Annotated in this window: 21 protein-coding genes; 5 read left to right on the forward strand and 16 right to left on the reverse strand. The window is 36.9% G+C overall.

Going from position 1 to position 18,281, the window contains the following annotated elements:
- Positions 1-27 precede the first annotated feature (27 nt).
- The 9 genes from MBBTH_RS04575 to MBBTH_RS04615 form a co-directional block, all read right to left on the reverse strand.
- Positions 28-630, reverse strand: coding sequence for a class I SAM-dependent methyltransferase (locus tag MBBTH_RS04575; protein ID WP_116591879.1), 603 nt, complete (start codon positions 628-630; stop codon positions 28-30).
- A 310-nt stretch (positions 631-940) separates the two neighbouring features.
- Complete coding sequence (argJ, locus tag MBBTH_RS04580) at positions 941-2,164, reverse strand: bifunctional ornithine acetyltransferase/N-acetylglutamate synthase (protein ID WP_116591880.1); 1,224 nt, start codon at positions 2,162-2,164, stop codon at positions 941-943.
- A gap of 15 nt (positions 2,165-2,179) precedes the next feature.
- The gene (locus MBBTH_RS04585) at positions 2,180-2,584 is read right to left on the reverse strand and encodes a hypothetical protein (protein WP_116591881.1); all 405 of its coding nucleotides are present in this window, start codon (positions 2,582-2,584) and stop codon (positions 2,180-2,182) included.
- A 22-nt stretch (positions 2,585-2,606) separates the two neighbouring features.
- Positions 2,607-3,809, reverse strand: coding sequence for a hypothetical protein (locus MBBTH_RS04590; RefSeq protein WP_116591882.1), 1,203 nt, complete (start codon positions 3,807-3,809; stop codon positions 2,607-2,609).
- Positions 3,802-4,827 carry an NYN domain-containing protein gene (locus tag MBBTH_RS04595; protein WP_116591883.1) on the reverse strand — a complete coding sequence of 342 codons (1,026 nt, stop codon included), beginning with the start codon at positions 4,825-4,827 and terminating at the stop codon, positions 3,802-3,804. Before MBBTH_RS04595 ends, MBBTH_RS04590 begins: the two co-directional genes overlap by 8 nt.
- Before the next feature lie 68 nt (positions 4,828-4,895).
- Positions 4,896-5,639: a metallophosphoesterase family protein gene (locus MBBTH_RS04600; protein ID WP_116591884.1), complete on the reverse strand. Its 744-nt coding sequence runs from the start codon at positions 5,637-5,639 to the stop codon at positions 4,896-4,898.
- Positions 5,640-5,644: 5 nt separating this feature from the next.
- Complete coding sequence (locus MBBTH_RS04605; protein ID WP_116591885.1) at positions 5,645-5,995, reverse strand: nascent polypeptide-associated complex protein; 351 nt, start codon at positions 5,993-5,995, stop codon at positions 5,645-5,647.
- Between the two features lie 65 nt (positions 5,996-6,060).
- Positions 6,061-7,203: an aldo/keto reductase gene (locus MBBTH_RS04610; protein ID WP_116591886.1), complete on the reverse strand. Its 1,143-nt coding sequence runs from the start codon at positions 7,201-7,203 to the stop codon at positions 6,061-6,063.
- Positions 7,204-7,216: 13 nt separating this feature from the next.
- Positions 7,217-8,302 carry an acyltransferase gene (locus tag MBBTH_RS04615; protein ID WP_116591887.1) on the reverse strand — a complete coding sequence of 362 codons (1,086 nt, stop codon included), beginning with the start codon at positions 8,300-8,302 and terminating at the stop codon, positions 7,217-7,219.
- A 77-nt stretch (positions 8,303-8,379) separates the two neighbouring features.
- On the opposite strand from MBBTH_RS04615, the gene MBBTH_RS04620 reads away from it, so the two are divergent.
- Positions 8,380-8,916, forward strand: coding sequence for a DNA-3-methyladenine glycosylase I (locus MBBTH_RS04620; RefSeq protein WP_116591888.1), 537 nt, complete (start codon positions 8,380-8,382; stop codon positions 8,914-8,916).
- Between the two features lie 97 nt (positions 8,917-9,013).
- Positions 9,014-9,601: an N-acetyltransferase gene (locus MBBTH_RS04625; protein WP_116591889.1), complete on the forward strand. Its 588-nt coding sequence runs from the start codon at positions 9,014-9,016 to the stop codon at positions 9,599-9,601.
- 21 nt (positions 9,602-9,622) lie between these two features.
- Here the strand turns inward: MBBTH_RS04625 and MBBTH_RS10895 are convergent, their stop codons facing one another.
- From MBBTH_RS10895 to modA, 4 genes are all read right to left on the reverse strand, one after another.
- On the reverse strand, positions 9,623-9,763 hold the full coding sequence (locus MBBTH_RS10895) for a hypothetical protein (protein WP_165814030.1): 141 nt from the start codon (positions 9,761-9,763) through the stop codon (positions 9,623-9,625).
- Positions 9,764-9,897: 134 nt separating this feature from the next.
- Positions 9,898-10,932 (reverse strand): sulfate/molybdate ABC transporter ATP-binding protein, encoded by a 1,035-nt coding sequence (locus MBBTH_RS04630; RefSeq protein ID WP_116591890.1) that lies wholly within the window; start codon positions 10,930-10,932, stop codon positions 9,898-9,900.
- 16 nt (positions 10,933-10,948) lie between these two features.
- The gene (modB, locus tag MBBTH_RS04635) at positions 10,949-11,623 is read right to left on the reverse strand and encodes a molybdate ABC transporter permease subunit (RefSeq protein WP_116591891.1); all 675 of its coding nucleotides are present in this window, start codon (positions 11,621-11,623) and stop codon (positions 10,949-10,951) included.
- A gap of 91 nt (positions 11,624-11,714) precedes the next feature.
- The gene (gene modA / locus MBBTH_RS04640) at positions 11,715-12,542 is read right to left on the reverse strand and encodes a molybdate ABC transporter substrate-binding protein (RefSeq protein ID WP_116591892.1); all 828 of its coding nucleotides are present in this window, start codon (positions 12,540-12,542) and stop codon (positions 11,715-11,717) included.
- A gap of 292 nt (positions 12,543-12,834) precedes the next feature.
- Here modA and MBBTH_RS04645 point away from each other — a divergent pair, with 292 nt between their 5' ends.
- Both MBBTH_RS04645 and MBBTH_RS04650 read left to right on the forward strand, forming a co-directional pair.
- On the forward strand, positions 12,835-13,242 hold the full coding sequence (locus MBBTH_RS04645) for a pyridoxamine 5'-phosphate oxidase family protein (protein WP_116591893.1): 408 nt from the start codon (positions 12,835-12,837) through the stop codon (positions 13,240-13,242).
- 55 nt (positions 13,243-13,297) lie between these two features.
- Entirely contained in the window at positions 13,298-14,023 is a 726-nt protein-coding gene (locus tag MBBTH_RS04650) for a hypothetical protein (protein ID WP_116591894.1), read from the forward strand.
- 21 nt (positions 14,024-14,044) lie between these two features.
- Here MBBTH_RS04650 and MBBTH_RS04655 read toward each other — a convergent pair whose 3' ends face one another.
- The gene (locus tag MBBTH_RS04655; protein ID WP_116591895.1) at positions 14,045-14,758 is read right to left on the reverse strand and encodes a carboxymuconolactone decarboxylase family protein; all 714 of its coding nucleotides are present in this window, start codon (positions 14,756-14,758) and stop codon (positions 14,045-14,047) included.
- Between the two features lie 4 nt (positions 14,759-14,762).
- On the reverse strand, positions 14,763-15,401 hold the full coding sequence (locus MBBTH_RS04660; protein WP_165814031.1) for a stage II sporulation protein M: 639 nt from the start codon (positions 15,399-15,401) through the stop codon (positions 14,763-14,765).
- 399 nt (positions 15,402-15,800) lie between these two features.
- Between MBBTH_RS04660 and MBBTH_RS04665 the strand changes: the two genes are divergently transcribed.
- A complete protein-coding gene (locus MBBTH_RS04665; RefSeq protein WP_116591897.1) occupies positions 15,801-17,009 on the forward strand; it encodes an ATP-binding protein in 1,209 nt (402 codons plus the stop codon).
- A 99-nt stretch (positions 17,010-17,108) separates the two neighbouring features.
- Here the strand turns inward: MBBTH_RS04665 and MBBTH_RS04670 are convergent, their stop codons facing one another.
- Entirely contained in the window at positions 17,109-18,278 is a 1,170-nt protein-coding gene (locus MBBTH_RS04670) for an MFS transporter (RefSeq protein ID WP_165814032.1), read from the reverse strand.
- Positions 18,279-18,281 lie beyond the last annotated feature (3 nt).

Raw genomic sequence — 18,281 nt, forward strand, 5'->3', positions numbered from 1 at the left:
CGGAAATATTCCCATTAACAAAAAAAGCTAATTTTTCTCAAACATGATTAGATAGTGAGACTTGCCCTCAGGGATATCCTCACCGATTTCCTCATTGAGGTAAATCTTCTTTAATCCATGCTTACAGAAAAGCTCTTCAAGATCCTCTGGAGAAGACCTCATCTTGGTTGGGGGACCATTAGGCACATCCCATGCCTTATAATCCATGATAGCTATCTTACCATCATCAGAGACAATTCTTGCAAGTTCACTGACCGCTTCATCGAGTTTTCTTGAAGCCTTGAATCCATGGAAAACATTGACAAGCAAGACCACATCAATTGAGGCGTCTTCCACACCAGGAATGCCTTCAGTGATGTCCGCTTCAATATTTATCAAGTTTTCAACATTGTTTTCCTTTTTGTAGGTTTCCATATCTTCAATAGAGGCATCATAGATGTCCACTGCATAAACAGTTCCCTTATGATTGTAGTCTTCTAAAACCTTAATTGCATTATGGCCATCTCCACATCCTGCATCCATAAAGGTTTCATCACCTTTCAAATTTAATTCCTGAATAATCTCATCAGAATCCAGGAAATTTGCACTTGAAAATCCATGAGCCCTATGTCCATTTTCTGGCATCATCATAATTTCACCTAATATTAATATATTAAAAAAATAGTATTTAAGAATTATCAATATGAAAAAACGTATATAACAGTTAAAAATAGTTGAAAATAAGAAAAAAAAGTTATAAGAGGATTATTTTTTCCAAGTTTGTTTAACTCCTCTTCCTCTTTTACTACCAGGTTTAGTATAACTTCTTTTTTGTCTGGTTCTTCTGTTAGTTCCTTTTACTTTTGCCATATTTTCCCCTCCTTAAAATTTTATCATTACAAAATTAGAATTAAATCTATAACAAAAAAATATTTGTTTTAAAGATATTTAAAGTTTTTCTTTAAGTGGTGTATTCAGCATTGATTTTTACATAATCATATGTTAAATCACAACCCCAAGCGGTAGCCTGACCCTCACCCAAATGCATGTCGATATTGACAATGACATTTTTGGACTGCATAATCTTTTCGGCCCTTTTGAGGTACGGAGTGTCCTCAAACGCCAGGATTTCACCATCCTTAACCAGGTCAACCTCATCCTCATCGTCTGCAATGGCTATTGTGACAATATCCGGATTCAAGTCGCAACCTGAGTATCCGATAGCTGAGACGATTCTTCCCCAATTCGGATCTCCTCCAAACACGGCAGACTTAAACAGGCTTGAAGATATGATTGATTTGGATGCAAGACGGGCATCTTCTAAAGATTTGGCACCATAAACATTTGCTTCAATGAATTTTGTGGCTCCCTCACCGTCACGTGCCATCTTTTTGGCCAGGTCAATGCATAAGTAGTTCAAGGCTTCCTGGAAATTGGAATCCAATTCGCCATCCCTGACAACTTCAACGCCTGACGCTCCATTGGCCATCATAAGACATGTGTCGTTGGTACTTTCGTCACCATCGACGACAATCATGTTGAAACTGATGTCAGCTGACTTTTTTAACGCCTTGTTTATATCATCAGAAGGAATAAGTGCATCTGTTACAATAAAAGACAGCATTGTACCCATATTCGGTGCAATCATGCCGCTTCCCTTTGTGATTCCAGCTATCCTGACCTTTTCACCACTTGTCAAGGTCACCTCAACGGCACATTCCTTTGGAAAAGTGTCGGTTGTCATGATTGCCCTTGCAGCGGCCAATGAATTTTCAGGACCGTTTCCAAGTTTTGACAATGATTCGTAAGCCACCTTGGAAATGATGTCTATAGGCATCTCACGACCGATAACCCCGGTTGAAGAAATTGCTATTTCATCGGAAGGTATCTTCAAATCCTTGGATACCAAATTGACCAATGTTTCGCAATCTTTTATGCCCTGTTGGCCAGTGAAGCAGTTAGCGTTACCGCTGTTTACAAAGACAGCGGAAATAATTCCTTTCTTTAAAACATTCTTTGTATATTTAACAGGAGCTGCCACAACTTTGTTTGAAGTAAAAACAGCGGAAGCTGTACTGTTAGGTGATACAATAATTGTCACACCATATTTTCCTTCACGAGCCCCTGACACCTTAAGATTTTCTATAACAGAAAATCCTCCATCAAGATCTTTAATAAAGTTCATAAGAATCACAAAAAGTTATTGAGTAGTATTTCCATGCGGAATATCAAACTGAGTCTGATTTTGGTTATAATCTATAGCATCAGCTGATTTGTCATAATAAACATCTTCTGTATCATTTAAATCAGAAGTCATCTCCTTAGTGACATTTACAAAATGAGGGCCTTCATCGACATGGTTATCTTCAAAACTCAATGAAACGCCGATTCCGGCTCCAATAACAAATGCCACTAAAGCAATAATCATTAAAAAAACAAGTTTGCCATTAGTTTTCTTTGGTTTGCGATTATGAGGATTTCTAGGATAATGATTATCATTCCTTCTGGACATTAATTGACGATTGCCTCTTTTAATTCGTCTGGAATTGTTCTGTCGACCATTTCCAGCCCTTAAAACTCTCTTATCGTCTTTTTTTCGTCTCATGTTTTTTCTCTTTTTAATTTAATTAAGCAACCAAAGCATAAACAAGAGCCAATATGACTCCAATAAAGCTAAACATACCTAAACCTACAATTGACATCAGATATGCAAATATGAATACAAATGCAAATACTCCAATCAATTTAGGCTTTTCATTTTCTACCAAGTTAATTAATGTTCTAGTGAATTCACTAGGAATGTTATAAGCATACAAACCATTGGCCAATTCAAAAATAACCAATGACAATGGGGCGGCAGCGTCTATATCATCAACCATTTGGGCTCGCTCACCGGCTTCCCTTCTACTTCTGCCGATACCGGCTCTGATTTTGGCACCGTTATCCAATGCAAACCATGCAGCATCCAATCCTGCACGAATGGCCAAGTCTTTTGATGGGAATTTAGCAATGAAATCATCTCCACCTTCACGGTATCCTTCGAGTTCACCTTCACATTCTGTTTCGATGAAATTCTTAATTCCGTTCATCAGCTCAACAAGTTGGGTTCTTCCATTCTTGTCAATGAATTTTGTAGAATCAATCAAATCAATGAACAGGTAATTTTCCAAGTCGACAGGCCTTGATTCACGAAGCAAAAATGGTGAATCGAACACCAGTGCATATTCACCGCCTAATTTAGTGAATGCAATGCCTGGAAAACTTCCAACACTTTGAGTGTAGTGAATAGCTCTTTCGATTGAAGCCGCTCCGGTCATTCCTACAGCGGATATGACTTGAACGCCTTCGGACAAACCGATACCGATCAATTCTATTGCCACCCTTATCGCATCGTTTTTGCTCAGCATCTTTGCAACGAGCTCAGTGGCTGTTTTTTCTACAATTTCTCCTTTTTCGGTTTGGATGATTTTTACGAAGATATCAATTAAACGTGAAGGGTGTGGAAGTTCAATGTAAAAATAACGGTCACTTCCCATGATAATGTTACTTACTAATGCATATTCCTCAATCTTATTTTCAGCCGCTTTCAATTCATGGAATGTATAATCCTTTGGAAGGTTTTCGGCACCGACATCCCTAATCAAATTTTGCAGGATGGTATCTGAAGTGATTTCCGCTTTTTTAATCTCAAATAAGATAGTTTGAGTGTAGTTGAACAACTCTACATACTCTGTCTCAAGAGAGTTTGTTGGAAAAAACTTTGTTCCAACCGCAATTGGATTGAGTTTGGTTGTGAGCCTAATAAATGACTTGGTTAAAGCGTTAGCCATCCAGGTCTCCTCCCTTCTCAAGTTCTATTTCAAATTCACCAGGTTTTTCCAGAAGCATATCCGGCTTTACAGATACAAATGGGAATTTCCATGACCCGAGCCTTCCGGCAATTGTACTTGCGATATTTCTGGAATTACGTTTGATGAACACCTCATCATGTTCACTGACGCGAACCAATATGTTGTATGGAGCCGCCTGAGTCACTTCATCAGCCAATAGAATATTCAATTCAAAGGTTCCCGGTTTGGTGAACAGGTCATTACGTACAGCGATTAAAGGCTTTTTCTCAAGACCTAACCTGTCCGCAACGGTGACTGAAATGTTACCTGCATTCTTTACGGCAATCTTATAGTCTTTAGGATGTACTAATACAAAAATCACATATGGAGCCGCAATTTCAACGTCATCAACCATTTCGACAATCTTGTTGAACATTGGTATTTTTGCAAAAATGTTTTCAAGCTTGGATTCGGTATTGTTTTCATTGTCAATACGAATGATGGCTTGTTTTGCAATGTTCAATGGGGAAATTTCCAATCCTTCCTTACCGGTGTAGATTTCCCATTTCTTGAAGTTCAATTCCTTGATTATCTCATCACAGATATGTTGAAGGATGTTTTTGTCTTTTTTCGGTTTTTTCGGTTTACCAAATGTGAGTCTGTTGTTATCTATAATAAATGGAATTCTCATGGAAGCTATGTTTCTAAATTCAGCAGCATAATCTCTGAATTTGTCATTTGACAATACTTTAGCTTTTTCACGAGTAGCAATATCTAAAATAAAATGATCTGCATCGTTACCTGCTGGAACCTCTTCTACATTTTCACTTTCCAACAATTTTAGGAACTGTTCCTTATCATCAATTTCATGACGTAGTGATGCATCGGCAATAATTACAAATTCATCTTCACTTTCTTCTAATGCTTTTACAGCAGCAAGAATGTTTGACATTTGGGGTTCTCCCCTTTCATTTTTGACATGATGAGCCACATTAGAAGCATCTACGACCACTTTCATAATATCACCTAAAATTAATAATTTAGTTCAGTATATTATATTTATCCTATTCCATATTTAAATGTACTTTATAATTCATTACGTGGATATTTTCCAAATAGGAATTTTTCACCGTTTACTTCATTCAGGAATATTTCAATTTCGGTGTCTGTAATGTTATAAACGTTATATGAGTTTTTATTTCTTCCCCTTAGCTTAGTTGAGCACAATGATCCTGCATTGACAATCAGTGTGTCATTGATTTTCCAGATGTTTGAGACGTGCTTGTGCCCGGACAGCACCAGGTCAACCTCATGTGTTGTCAGGGTCTTTAGAATGTCTCCTGCATCTGACAGGACATTGCGTTCCCTGCCTGTTTGAGGGATTGGGACCACATGATGATGCAGTGCCACAATGGTAAAGTTTTCATTAATTACACATTCATCCAACTGATGTTCCAGCCACATGTGTTGGGGATTTCCAATGTGTCCTCTGCTCTCATCCGGAGAACTGCTGTCCAATCCTATGACTGTGAATTCCTCATCCATTGTCAGTTTCCAGCTTCTCTCACCGATTATCTCCTCAAAGGTTTGGTAACCTATATTGCGGGAATCATGGTTTCCGGGAATTGCAAATAATGGCGCCTCAAACATTTCAAGGTATTTTTTGGCCTGTTCAAATTCCACAAGATACCCGTTGTTTGTAATGTCCCCGGTTAAAATAATCATGTCAGGTTCAAGATTATTTATTTCGGTGATGGCATCCATCAGTATTCCTTCATCAAATTCTGATTTGGAAACGTGCAAATCAGAGATGTGTGCAATCAAAGTCATGTTATCTATTGATTTAATTTCATTATCGCTTCTGCAAGGTCCCCTTTACATTCCTCAAGGGCAGCTCTTGCTTCCTCTTCAGACACATTGGCTGTATTTGCAACCATTTCAACGTCCTCATCAGGAATTTCAATTTCGTATTCCAATTCGACTTCACGGGCCTTACCGTCCACTTGGTAGGTTTCTTGGCCCATTACATTCATTAAACTTACACTAGGATTATCAATGATTAGCTCTTTATCTTCAAAACGGATAATTACTTCCTTAACCCCTTCAAGGTCTTCCATTTTCATACCCATTTTTTTCATTTGTCTTTCCATTTGCTTCATTTGCTTTTTGTTCATACCAGGTATCATTTTTAAAACCCTCAATATAATTTAACTATTTATAAATATATCATTAATGTTATTAAATATTTAACTTAATCGGTGAATCCATAGATTTCGGTTTCGAAAGTCTTGGCAACATCCTTTAGAACTTCAGGAATATTGATCTGCTGCGGGCATTCCTCGATGCAGTTTTCACATTCGATGCAATCAGAAGCGATTCCTACGCCGTCCAGTTTGGTATAGTTCAGGTACGCGTTTCCGAATTGTGTCCACTCGTCCGTTTCTAAAAGCTTATGCTTGTTGTACAAATCGAATATTTTTGCAATGTCAATGTCCTCCGGACAAGTGTCAACACAGTACCTGCATTTTGTGCAGTCCACTGTGATGTTGCTGTTGATTATTTCGGAAACCTGGGAGATTATTTCCATTTCCTCATCGTTCAATGGGTCCGTATCGTTGAATTCCTGGATATTGCTTTCGAGCTGCTCCAGGTTGCTTGCGCCTGTCAATACAACCTCAACATCTTCAATATTGGCCACAAATCTCATTGCCCATGAAACGACTGACCTGTCCGGATTATAGTCCTTCATTATCTTTTCAGCCTCTTCAGGCACATCCGCCAAAAATCCTCCTTTGTAAGGTTCCATAATCATTACTTGCTTATTGTATTTTCTTGCAACCTCCAGACATTTCCTTGATTCGATTCCTTCATCTTCCCAGTCAAGGTAGTTTATCTGAAGGAGGACAAATTCAAGTTCAGGATGTTCGAATAATATTTCCTCCAGGAATTCTGCATTTCCATGAGTGGAGATTCCTATATGCTTGATGTAACCTTCTTCCTTTTTCTTTTGAATGAAAGAGTATAAATCAACGTTTTTCCAAGCGTTTTCAGTGAAACCGCTGACATTGTGGAGCATGTAATAGTCAATGTAGTCCACGCCACAGTTTTCAAGCTGCTGTGCAAAAATCGGCTCCAACTGTGATTCCTCAGTAATCACAAACAATGGCAGCTTGGTTGCTATCTTAAATGATTCGCGAGGATATCTTTCAACGACGCATTTTCTGAATGCTGCCTCACCGACACCTTCATGGTAGACAAATGCTGTGTCAAAGTAGTCGAAACCCGCATCCATGTATGCGTCAACCATCTTGTTTACCTCTTCATAATCAATGCTAGTTTGATCGTTCTCATCCATTAATGGAAGTCTCATTAAACCCATACCTAATTTTGACATAATTTTCACTCTCTTATTTTGCCCCAATGACCCTATTGACATATGGGACTTTATCTAAAATATACATGGTTATCATTGAACTTAAAACAATTAACAGGAATACAATTATAAAATTACTGTAAAACCCTGTGTATGGTATAATTTTTACATAAATGCATAAGAATAATCCTTGAATCAAGTAGATTCCATAGCTGTACTTGGCAATGGCAAAAATTATTCCCTTAACCGTTTTTGTCACTTTTTCATTGAAATCGAGATTTATGTTGAACTTATTGAAATTCTTAAACAATAGAAATACACTCATCACCAAGATGGCCAACGGAAATGAGTACCTGTGGAAGATATACATCTCTGAAGCTGATGACAAGTAAGTTAATGCAATTACTGTAGCTATAACTGTGATAATAACCATTGACAATGCAAAATACGGATTGTTCAATATTTTCCTTTCCGTATGCCTCAAATAATATCCTGCAACTGACAATCCAATAGGACTTGTGAAATATGATAGCTTGATTGGAAATGTGGCATTCCAAGTGAAATCAAAAAGGCAGGTAATCAGCCAAAAGGCCAAAAAGTATTCCGCCTCTACAAGTTCGGAATGCAACAGCCACTTGTTGAATATCGGCATAATCAGATATGTTCCCAGAATCATCCAGAAGAACCAGTACGGTGAAAATCCCGGCGAAGTTGCCATGAAAACGCCTTCAAAGAACTCCAATATTGAATTCATATCAAAGCTATTGACGAAGGGGAATCCGAAATAATATGATATTATTACCGCAACGGATCCGGTTACAAGACTCCAGAATAGGAACGGGCCGACGATGCGCGGAATCCTCTTGCCCAGGAAATCCCTAATCGACCAGACCCTTCCTAAAGACAACGCTCCGGCAAGCATCAGGAATAAGGGAACTCCAATTCTAAAGCAGTTTCCGGCAATCTGAGAGAAAATCCATCTTAAGGACGGAATCATGCCGTAGTCCGCCATGACATGTATTCTTGTCACGGCATAAACATGAACAATGATTACCGAAAGAATGGCCAGTGTTCTCAGCGCATCGAAATAGAATATTCTCTTTGATTTTGCAACTGTCATAATTATATCCTTATTAATGTTAATTAACAATCAATAATTAAAAATATATTTAAACAAAGTTAATAATAAGTATTTTTATGAGTATTAATAGATGCAGCTGGGCGGGAGACGATGAAACCTATATCAGATATCATGATGAGGAATGGGGCGTTCCGACCCATGATGATCATGAACTGTTTGAAATGCTGGTTCTGGAATCATTTCAGGCAGGACTGTCCTGGATTACAATCCTTAAAAAGCGTGAAAACTTCAGGAAAGCCTTTGATGACTTTGATGTTGAAAAGGTGGCCTCTTATGATGAAAATAAAATCGAGGAACTTAGGCAAAACAAGGGAATAATCCGCCATAAGGGCAAAATCGCCTCAGCCGTCAACAATGCAGGAATCTTCATTGAAATCCAAAAGGAATTCGGAAGCTTTGACAATTACATTTGGGGGTTCACCGACGGCGAAATCATAAAGGCGGAATTTCTAACCGAATCTGAGTTGTCAAAAAGAATATCAAAGGACCTGAAAAAACGGGGAATGAAGTTTGTTGGCCCAACAATAATCTACTCATATCTGGAGTCAATCGGAATAATCGACAACCATCAAGAGAATTGCTTTAAGTATTAAGTCAATATTGCTTTTAACTGAAAAAATAATAAGTTAAAATCAAAATTAATGATTTAAAATACTTAATTTTAAATATAAAGTTATTTAATGTATTATTATGGATATTGAATACATTAAAAACAATTATATCTTTGAAACCTTAACGGATGCTCATGATTTAAGTGATTTTGAATGCGAATCAGATGATTTGAATGACTTTTTTAAAAACGATGCCCTTAAACAGCAAAAGGAAAAATTGAACCTTACAAAACTAATAATCTGCGATGATGAGATAATCGGCTTTGTGTCCTTGTTAACTGATTCAATGAAACTGAGATTATTACAAGATGAAGTTGAGAAAGAGAAAATCAAAGGAGAATTAAAAGTTTCTGAGAACAATACTATTCCCGCAATTAAAATTGGCAGATTTGCAATTAATAAGAAATATACTAAAAATGGTTTAGGAACGTATTTCCTAAAAAGCATTTTAGCCAATATCCTAAAAATTTCAGAAAATACTGTTGGATTGAGATTTGTATCTGTAGACGGTTATGCATCAGCATTTAATTTTTATGTGACTCACAACAAATTTAAACATTTAAAAAGCGATGAAAAAACACTAAAAAAGATAGAGATTATTAAAAAACAAGACCCCACAAGAACTTTTTATCTTTATTTAGATTTAAAACAATTAGATCTAAATTAAAAATTAAAGTATATAATATTCCTAAAATGGAACAAATCTTTGTGATTTAATATCTTTAGCCAATTCTTTATATTCCTCACTTGGTGAGTCATTCATATTTTTAATTATTTCAATTGCATCCTCACCTTCAATTACTGGTGAAGGACTAATCGGTTTAGCCATTTTATCATAACCTTCCAAAATAGTTTAATTAAGTAATATCAATCAAAATAATATTGATTTTTCTAATTTAAATAATTTTTCTTAGAGATAAAAGCAATTTTACAAAGTGAGAACAATTTTTAAAAATGAGACAATTACTCTTCCAACAAAAGAATGTTCTTAGGATCCACTTTCAAATACTTCGGAATCTCAAATTCGTGCTCGCGCATCTGCTTGTCTAGTTTCCACAGCAATCCATTGGTCAAGGTTATTTGCCATTCAAAAGGCATCTCCAATTTTGATGAATTGGATGCATCCAATGCATTTACATCATCCTTTTGACCAGGATAAATGTCATGTGCCCTTATTCCAATATAAGCAATGTTAGGTGAAACCTTTTCAGACACTTCAAATGTTACATCCCAATCCAATGATTTGACATGATAATCATCGATAATTTCAATTTTGGAGATGTTCTTACATCCGGTAAGCCTTGCAACTTCAACTTTTCCAGGATTTTCAAACAAATCAACGGTTTTTCCCTTTGCGATGATTTTTCCTTTATCCAAAATTATGAGCTCATCACAAAATTGAAATGCCTCATCACGATCATGTGTAACCAAAACGGAAAATCCACTGAATTTGTTAAGGAAATTTGCAAGTTCCCGACGCAACTGCTCTTTTAAAACTGTGTCCATTGCGCTGAAAGGCTCATCCAACAATATCACATCAGGACCGTACGCCATTATGCGTGCCAAGGCCACTCTTTGCTGCTGACCTCCTGACAATTGTCGAGGATATCTTTTCTCCAGTCCTTCAAGATGAAAACGCCTAATCATTTCAGAAACCACATTCTCATCATTATTGGGCAATCCTATGCCCACATTTTCCTCAACGGTCATGTTGGGAAACAGTGCATAATTTTGAAAAAGGTAACCGACGTTTCTCTTTTGAGGCTTTAAGTTAATCTTTTTATCTGAATCGAAATAGACGGTTTTCTCACCTGTTGTCAGACTTACAATGCCATTATCCGGGTCAACAATTCCTGCAATGGACTTCAATGTCATACTCTTTCCGCAACCGGAAGGACCAAGAATTCCCAAACATCCATTTTTCAATTCGAAATCGACATCCAAATCGAATTCATTAAGTTCCTTGTGGATATTTACCTTCAATAGTTTATTCGACATAATCCTCCCCCGTTAATTATCTCCATTGTTTCTCCTTGCGGATAGAAAGGTAGTCCATGATAAAAATGGCTATGAATGATATGAAAACAATGACTATAACATAATCGAACGCAGTTCCCATATTTCCTGCGGCCACTTCCGAATACACTGCCATAGGAAGCGTTCTTGTCTGTCCAGCAATGTTACCTGCAAGCATTGCTGTAGCACCGAATTCACCGAGACCACGAGCATAAGCTAGAATTCCCCCGCTGATGATTCCCGGCAATGCATTTGCAAACAGGACTTTCCAGAAGATTTTCCACTCGGACATCCCCAATGTGCGGCCGGCATCCAAGAGGTTTGAATCTACCTGCTCAAATGCTCCTCTGGCTGAACGGTACATAAGTGGAAAAGACATGACAACTGCCGCAACAACTGTTGCAGGCCATGAAAATGCAATTTTAAATGCAAAAAAGTCTATGAAAAACTTTCCGATTGGTCCTCTGACACCAAAAATGTACAGTAAAAAGAACCCTACAACTGTAGGAGGCAATACTATCGGCAATGTGAAAATGCCGTCGAGCACGATTTTTATTGAGTCATTTTTAATCTTAATGATTCCCCAGGCCACAATCAATCCCACAAAGAATGTTATGAGAATTGATAGGCTTGCCGTTTTCATTGAAATTAAAATAGGTGACCAATCATCCATGTCTTATCTCCATCAATATTCTATACTATTGATTTGAACAATATGATATTAAAATTTATTTAAAAAAAAAAAGTTGTCATGAATAGATTATCTATTCATGAAGTGTGAAACCGTATTCAACAAATATGTCTTTAGCTTCTTGGGTTTGCAAGAAGTCCATGAATGCATTTGTAGCGTCGGTATCGTTAGTGTCTTTAATTGCAGCTATAGGATAGATAACTGGAGTGTCTAAAGCATCTTCCGGTGCTTCACAGATGACTTTAACATCATCAGTGGATTTAGCATCAGTTGCGTACACAATACCGCAGTCAGCGGATCCTTGAGCTACTTGGTTTAATACTGCAGTTACGTCAGTACCTAATGATAATTTGGATTCCACGTCATCCCAAATACCGGTGTTGTTCAATACTTCTTTAGCGTATTGACCAGCAGGTACGGATTCAGGGTCTCCGATAGCGATGTTTCCTTCAACATCCTTCAAGTCATCGAATGAAGAGATGTTTGAATCGGAATCAGCAGGCACGATTAAGACAACTTTGTTTTCCAGGAATTGGAGATTGGTAGCGTTGTCGACAATACCTTCTTCAGCTAAAGCGTTCATTTGTTTGTTAGCTGCAGACATGAATACGTCTGTTTCCAAACCGTTTTCAATTTGGGTTTGTAAGTCCCCACTTGAAGCGTAAGTCGGTGTTACTTTTACACCAGGATATTTTTCTTCAAACATTGGGATTAATTTATCATCAAAAACATTTTTTAAACTAGCTGCTGCAGCTAAATTAACTTCCTGTCCGTCTAAACTGGTATCGGTTGAGTTTCCTCCACTCATGAAGTCAAACCATCCAGCGGAACATGAACCTACGCTAACAACAACTACTGCTAATAAGATAGCAATGAGCAATAATTTTTTCATAGATTTCATTGTTATTCTCCTCTTTAAATATGTCATAAATTCGATGTGAACATTAATTCACATATGTTATAGTCTTTAAATAGCATTATATAAAAGTTTTGTTATGAAAAACATGATTTAAAAATCATATCGAAAATTAAAAAATCGTTCATATATTTTTAATTAAAGTAAAAATAGTTATAAATAAGAATAATGAATAGTATCATATTTCATATCAAAAATGTAAATTTCGAAAGGAACATCATGTCAATTGGAAGTTTTATATACTTATCAGATAATATTAAGAAACAGAGGTGTTAAAATGTCAGATATAGAAAAGGTAAATGATTTACTAACAAGAGCAGAAGTATTCTATCTTGCAACCGTTGACGGAGACAAGCCAAAAGTAAGGCCATTAGGTTTCCATTTGCTCCATGAGGACAAAATATACTTTGGAGTCGGAACATTCAAGGAAGTCTACAAACAAATGGAAGCAAACCCTAATGTGGAAATAACCGCATGGGACGGAGAACACATCTTAAGATACTATGGTGTTGCAGACTTGACTAAAAATCAGGAAGTTGTCGACAAGGCATTTGAACTTATGCCTGAAATTAAAGAGGCATACGAATCAAACGGCTGGGAAATGGGAGTATTCTTCCTTAACAACGCAACAGCAGAAATAAGAAACATGTTTGCAATTGAAGAATCATACGAATTTGAGTATTAAACAGATTTTGCCATCACCATACTAAACATTAAGCTAAAAATAGTAATTGAGAACTATGGATACCAAAAAACTAATCATAATCGCAATCGTGGCAATCATATTAATAGCCGCCGCCATAATACTGGTGACAAACTCAGTGAATTATGAAAGAATTGAAATAACTCCCAATGGGACAAGCATAGAGGTTCCGGCCAACCAAACAAGATACGTCAATGATATCGAAAGCATCAAAATCTGGAAATGGAACGACGGAGTACTGCTCACACATAACAGCCAAGAGAACGGCTATGACATCATCAACCTGACCGGATCAGGCTACAATGCAATGGCAGATTTAATAAAGAATGGTGAAATGGAAAACATTGACGGAATCACATGCTATGTGATAAATGCCGATGAGCTATTGGAAATCCATGTGTTTGATATCATTAAAGTGAATTATAACGGCAAACTCTATTGCATTCCCCTATCCAATGAAACATCTCACGACAACATCATGATTTGCTGCAAGGACAAGGACATTGCAGTGCACATGGCAAAATCAGTGGTGTACAAAAACGTTTATCCTGACACAAACAAACTGGATGATGCAAAATCAACAATAGAAAACATGACAGGAGATTTGCAATCCAAGGCAAATGACTATGTGAACAATGTCGATTTGGATGATGCAAAATCAACAATAGAAAACATAACTAATGATTTGCCAAGTTCGGGCGATGCGAAATCCGCCATGGACCAAATCACTGGAGACTTGAAGTCCATGATTCCCGGATTATAATGGAAAGACATCCATCACTACTTAAAACTCATTTATAATAGCTAATGCATTCAAAGACCTTGGAAAACCGATATACGGTAAAATAACTGTTATTGCTGAAACCAGTTTTTCCTTATCATTGCCAACATTCAAATTGCCTTGGGTGTGTCCCCTCAGCTGATTTTCACAACCGCCCAAAGTTGCAATGAACACAAAGGTAATCAGTTCCCTTTGTTGGTCGTTTAAACCGTCACGTGTGTAAAAGTCACCGAAACAAAATCCTTCCAGGAACCTGTTGAAATGTTCCTGGCCTTCGGGAGCGTTATCATTCATCATCTGAATCATTTCAGCTCCAAAATACCTGTCCTGAAGTTCACGGCCTTTTTGGCGCCTATTTTCAGGAGTTGTTTTTGACCTGTTCTCCAACGGCATCTCAATTCCCTTTTTGTCAAAGACTTTAATGGTCACTCCAAAGAAGTTGTGGGCACGGCCAAAGCCGACATACGGCACTGACTGGTAGAGCAGTTCCTTTACCTCTTCAGGAGTGATGTATTTATTGACCGCTGCAAGCAGGATTTTCTTGAATGCCTTTGGTGACTGGCAAGCGATTAAGGAAGCCAATGTCACTAAAACAGATTCCTTTTCCGTCAATGTCGAGTGGTCATATACCTCATCAAATGCGAAGTTCTTGAATATCTCATGAAATTCAGGGTCATTTTTCTGGATTCTCCCAAAATTATCAAACAAATCATCCATATTATCACCAGGTTCCTAAAATCAACTCTGAGAAAGGCACTGAAATATATGCCTCGATAGGAGCTGCAATAAGCAACAGTATGGTTGCAAAAATCATTAATATCACACTTTGAACCAAGGCTTTCTTTGATTTGTCAAATGCCTCTGAAACACCATGGGTTTCACTGCTTATCATCGCCCTGATGAATCTACATATGAACAGGAACAGCAATATCCCTGCCACGGATTGAAGGACAGTTGCTGTCAATTCAAATATTCCATGAGGAATTAAGTATACTAGGAATCTCATACCTCCATTTGGTAACACCTGACTGAACAATTGTCCAATTAATCCCATATTGATTCCATTGTAGACCAATGAGACAATTGCAGGAATCCCAAAGAATATTGATCCAACATATACCAGGATGCCGCCATATTCGTTATTTATGAAAAGGTCAACAGCACTTACGTTTTGCATCGCAGCAGGAGTTGATGAGGATATGTTCTGAAATTCAGATAATTTGGCGCCAACAGGGCCCGCAAACAGAATCCATGCTCCTACAATACAGATTATAAAGAATACATATAACCCAATGATTAATTTCTTATTGTCTTTTAAGCTTTCAATCAACAAGTCTTTAAATTTTTTTAGAATATCCATAGTAATAGTTTGGATGTGCATTATTTAAATAGTTAATAAGATGATGTGAAACTATTAAAAAATAAGTTAAAATAGAAAAATCCAATAATAATCAAAATATTTACGTATCTTCTGTATCCTAAGATACGTTTCATTTATATATTAAAAATTGTTGATTGAATTGCTCTTACTTTATAAAATTGTTTTCATTTATAAGCAAAATTACTTAAATGAAGGAACATAATCTATTATTTAGTTATTAGTTTGTTGTCGATTGTGTTCGACAATTGTATTGACTTCAAATATATTGTCGATTATATTCTATAATTGTATTAAAATTATTATTTTTGTAGATTGTAATCGACAAAATTTATATATTTTAAAAACAAAATTTAATACATGGTATTGTGCGGTGAAAAAATGATTAAAAGAGATCTGTACTTAAACCAAATCAAAAGACTTATAGATAAAGAACCTATCAAAATCATAACCGGCGTTAGAAGAAGCGGCAAGACATATCTCCTAAAAAGCATTCGGGAGGAACTTGAAAACCGTGGAATTAAAGAAGAAAACATATTCCTAATCTCATTTGAATCCATGAAATACAACAAGATTGAAAACTTCAAACAGCTCGATGAATGCATAGTAAATCTGACTGAAAACATCAAAGACAAAGTCTACCTATTATTTGATGAAATACAAAACGTGGAAAACTGGGAAAAAAGCATAAATGCATGCAGAGTGGATCTTGACTGTGACATCTACATCACAGGATCCAACTCCGAACTTCTATCAGGTGAAATGGCAACACTAATATCAGGCAGATACTACCAAATAAACATTTACCCATTCTCATTCGCCGAATTCATACAATACAAAAAGGAAATAGAAAAAACAGCCACAAATGACTTGGAAGAATTATTCAGAGAATATGTGGAATATGGCGGAATGCCTCCAATACAACAGGTGACAAAACAGGACAAATATTCATATTTAAGCGATATCTACAATACAATACTTCTAAAAGACATTGTAACAAGGCACAACATCAGAAACACCGATATGTTAAACCGCATACTCGACTATGTGATAATGAATCTCGGAAAAAACTTCTCAGCAGGAAACATCACAAAATACCTGAAGCACGAAAGAAGAAAAATATCAAAAGACACAATACTGGACTATCTCCTATACTCCAAAAACGCATGCTTCATACACCAGGCTCCAAGAGTAGACATAAAAGGAAAAAAAGTACTTCAACACAACGAAAAATACTTCCTCGTTGACCATGGATTCTACCAGGCAAAATACGGTGAAATAGAAAACATGGGTTCAATACTTGAAAACATAGTTTATATCGAACTCCTCAGAAGAGGGTATGACGTAAAAATAGGGATTATAAACAATAAGGAAATTGATTTTGTCTGCACCAGAGATAAAGAAAAAATCTACATTCAGGTAACATATCAATTGAAAAGTGATAGTACAATAGAAAGGGAATTTTCAGGACTTGCAAAAATCAACGACAACTTCGACAAGTATGTCTTGAGCATGGACAAAATGGATTTTTCCGGAAGTGGATTAAAACACAGAAACATCATAGACTTTTTAATTTCAGATTATATATAAAGTATTTACTTGATTTGACCACAATTTAACTGTTTAAAAACAATGGGCATGATTACACAAAATTAGACAAAAAATAACTTAATTAAAGTTTTAAAAAAATTAATCTTTCAGAGAATACAGACAAATCGGCAATGCCAGAATGGTAATTATTGATGATATGAAATAGACAGGAGCATATCCTGTACTTGCTGATACGAATGAACCCAAAAGTGCCGGACCAAAGCCCATTGTCGCATCACAGAATATGAAAAATGTTGATATTGCATATGATCGGCGGTGCTCTGATACCTTTCGGGTTATGATTGCAGTACTGGCAGAATTCAACGTTCCGAATCCAAGAGCTGCACATATTGCACAGATTATTACAGTGATGTTTGACGGGTAAAGTGCAATCAGCATCAATCCTATTGACTGTGCGATGATTCCAACAACACAAACGATTCTGTCTCCACCGTTGTCCTGGATTCTTCCGGCCAGAGGCCTTGTGGCAACAAGACATATTGAGTATATTATGAAAAACCATGAGAATACACCGGTCAGGTTCACCTCCACGGCATACAGCCTGTAAAATGAAAGTATTGACACATAACCTAAACTTGTAAGAGCGGTAAAAAGTGAAACAGGCACTGCACCGAACTCTATTACCTTTTCAATTCCTGAATATGACTTATCAGGGGAAGTTTTATCCTTTGTGTCATATTTATCGACATCTATCAGAATTATAAATATCAAAGCCAAAAACGAGAAGAGTGAAGCTACGGCAAAGCATCCCACAGATCCGAATCCATCATATAAAAATCCGCCGATGAAAGGTCCAAGACCCACCGCTATTGTTGTTCCAAGCATGAAGTATCCGAACGCTTCGGAAAATCTCTTTTTAGGTAAAATTGCCGTTGCTATTGTCACTATCGCATTGGCGGATGCTCCAAAGCCGATACCGTGGATGAATCTTACTATGATGAGCAGGGTGATATTATCAACTACAAAATACAGAAGACATGCAAGAAAATGGATGCTCATGAAAACAAGGGCTATCTTTCTCCAGCCGATTCGCTCAAGCGCATCGCCGGAATATATTCTTGAGCAAAGCCCTCCGAAAATGTATATCCCTGAAACCAGTCCCGCAATCGTTGCGGTTGAGCCCATAGTTGTTGCATACTCAGTAACCGTTGACATCAATGCATACATCACAAGAGCTGTGAAAAGTAACGCCCCAAATATCAGGAAAAATGATTTAGTAAAAATTTTATCGGATTCATCAACGTTCATCGT

The sequence above is a fragment of the Methanobrevibacter thaueri genome (assembly GCF_003111625.1).
GTDB lineage: Archaea > Methanobacteriota > Methanobacteria > Methanobacteriales > Methanobacteriaceae > Methanocatella > Methanocatella thaueri.

What these genes read in the sequence shown, in the direction of transcription:
- MBBTH_RS04660 (WP_165814031.1), bottom strand. Translation starts at nt 15,401, where the DNA reads ATGGATATTCTAAAAAAATTTAAAGACTTGTTGATTGAAAGCTTAAAA.
- MBBTH_RS04625 (WP_116591889.1), top strand. Translation starts at nt 9,014, where the DNA reads ATGGATATTGAATACATTAAAAACAATTATATCTTTGAAACCTTAACG.
- MBBTH_RS04575 (WP_116591879.1), bottom strand. Translation starts at nt 630, where the DNA reads ATGATGATGCCAGAAAATGGACATAGGGCTCATGGATTTTCAAGTGCA.
- MBBTH_RS04590 (WP_116591882.1), bottom strand. Translation starts at nt 3,809, where the DNA reads ATGGCTAACGCTTTAACCAAGTCATTTATTAGGCTCACAACCAAACTC.
- MBBTH_RS04610 (WP_116591886.1), bottom strand. Translation starts at nt 7,203, where the DNA reads ATGTCAAAATTAGGTATGGGTTTAATGAGACTTCCATTAATGGATGAG.
- modA (WP_116591892.1), bottom strand. Translation starts at nt 12,542, where the DNA reads ATGAAATCTATGAAAAAATTATTGCTCATTGCTATCTTATTAGCAGTA.
- modB (WP_116591891.1), bottom strand. Translation starts at nt 11,623, where the DNA reads ATGGATGATTGGTCACCTATTTTAATTTCAATGAAAACGGCAAGCCTA.
- MBBTH_RS04650 (WP_116591894.1), top strand. Translation starts at nt 13,298, where the DNA reads ATGGATACCAAAAAACTAATCATAATCGCAATCGTGGCAATCATATTA.
- MBBTH_RS04645 (WP_116591893.1), top strand. Translation starts at nt 12,835, where the DNA reads ATGTCAGATATAGAAAAGGTAAATGATTTACTAACAAGAGCAGAAGTA.
- MBBTH_RS04620 (WP_116591888.1), top strand. Translation starts at nt 8,380, where the DNA reads ATGAGTATTAATAGATGCAGCTGGGCGGGAGACGATGAAACCTATATC.
- MBBTH_RS04585 (WP_116591881.1), bottom strand. Translation starts at nt 2,584, where the DNA reads ATGAGACGAAAAAAAGACGATAAGAGAGTTTTAAGGGCTGGAAATGGT.
- MBBTH_RS10895 (WP_165814030.1), bottom strand. Translation starts at nt 9,763, where the DNA reads ATGGCTAAACCGATTAGTCCTTCACCAGTAATTGAAGGTGAGGATGCA.
- argJ (WP_116591880.1), bottom strand. Translation starts at nt 2,164, where the DNA reads ATGAACTTTATTAAAGATCTTGATGGAGGATTTTCTGTTATAGAAAAT.
- MBBTH_RS04600 (WP_116591884.1), bottom strand. Translation starts at nt 5,639, where the DNA reads ATGACTTTGATTGCACACATCTCTGATTTGCACGTTTCCAAATCAGAA.
- MBBTH_RS04670 (WP_165814032.1), bottom strand. Translation starts at nt 18,278, where the DNA reads ATGAACGTTGATGAATCCGATAAAATTTTTACTAAATCATTTTTCCTG.
- MBBTH_RS04655 (WP_116591895.1), bottom strand. Translation starts at nt 14,758, where the DNA reads ATGGATGATTTGTTTGATAATTTTGGGAGAATCCAGAAAAATGACCCT.
- MBBTH_RS04605 (WP_116591885.1), bottom strand. Translation starts at nt 5,995, where the DNA reads ATGATACCTGGTATGAACAAAAAGCAAATGAAGCAAATGGAAAGACAA.
- MBBTH_RS04630 (WP_116591890.1), bottom strand. Translation starts at nt 10,932, where the DNA reads ATGTCGAATAAACTATTGAAGGTAAATATCCACAAGGAACTTAATGAA.
- MBBTH_RS04665 (WP_116591897.1), top strand. Translation starts at nt 15,801, where the DNA reads ATGATTAAAAGAGATCTGTACTTAAACCAAATCAAAAGACTTATAGAT.
- MBBTH_RS04595 (WP_116591883.1), bottom strand. Translation starts at nt 4,827, where the DNA reads ATGAAAGTGGTCGTAGATGCTTCTAATGTGGCTCATCATGTCAAAAAT.
- MBBTH_RS04615 (WP_116591887.1), bottom strand. Translation starts at nt 8,302, where the DNA reads ATGACAGTTGCAAAATCAAAGAGAATATTCTATTTCGATGCGCTGAGA.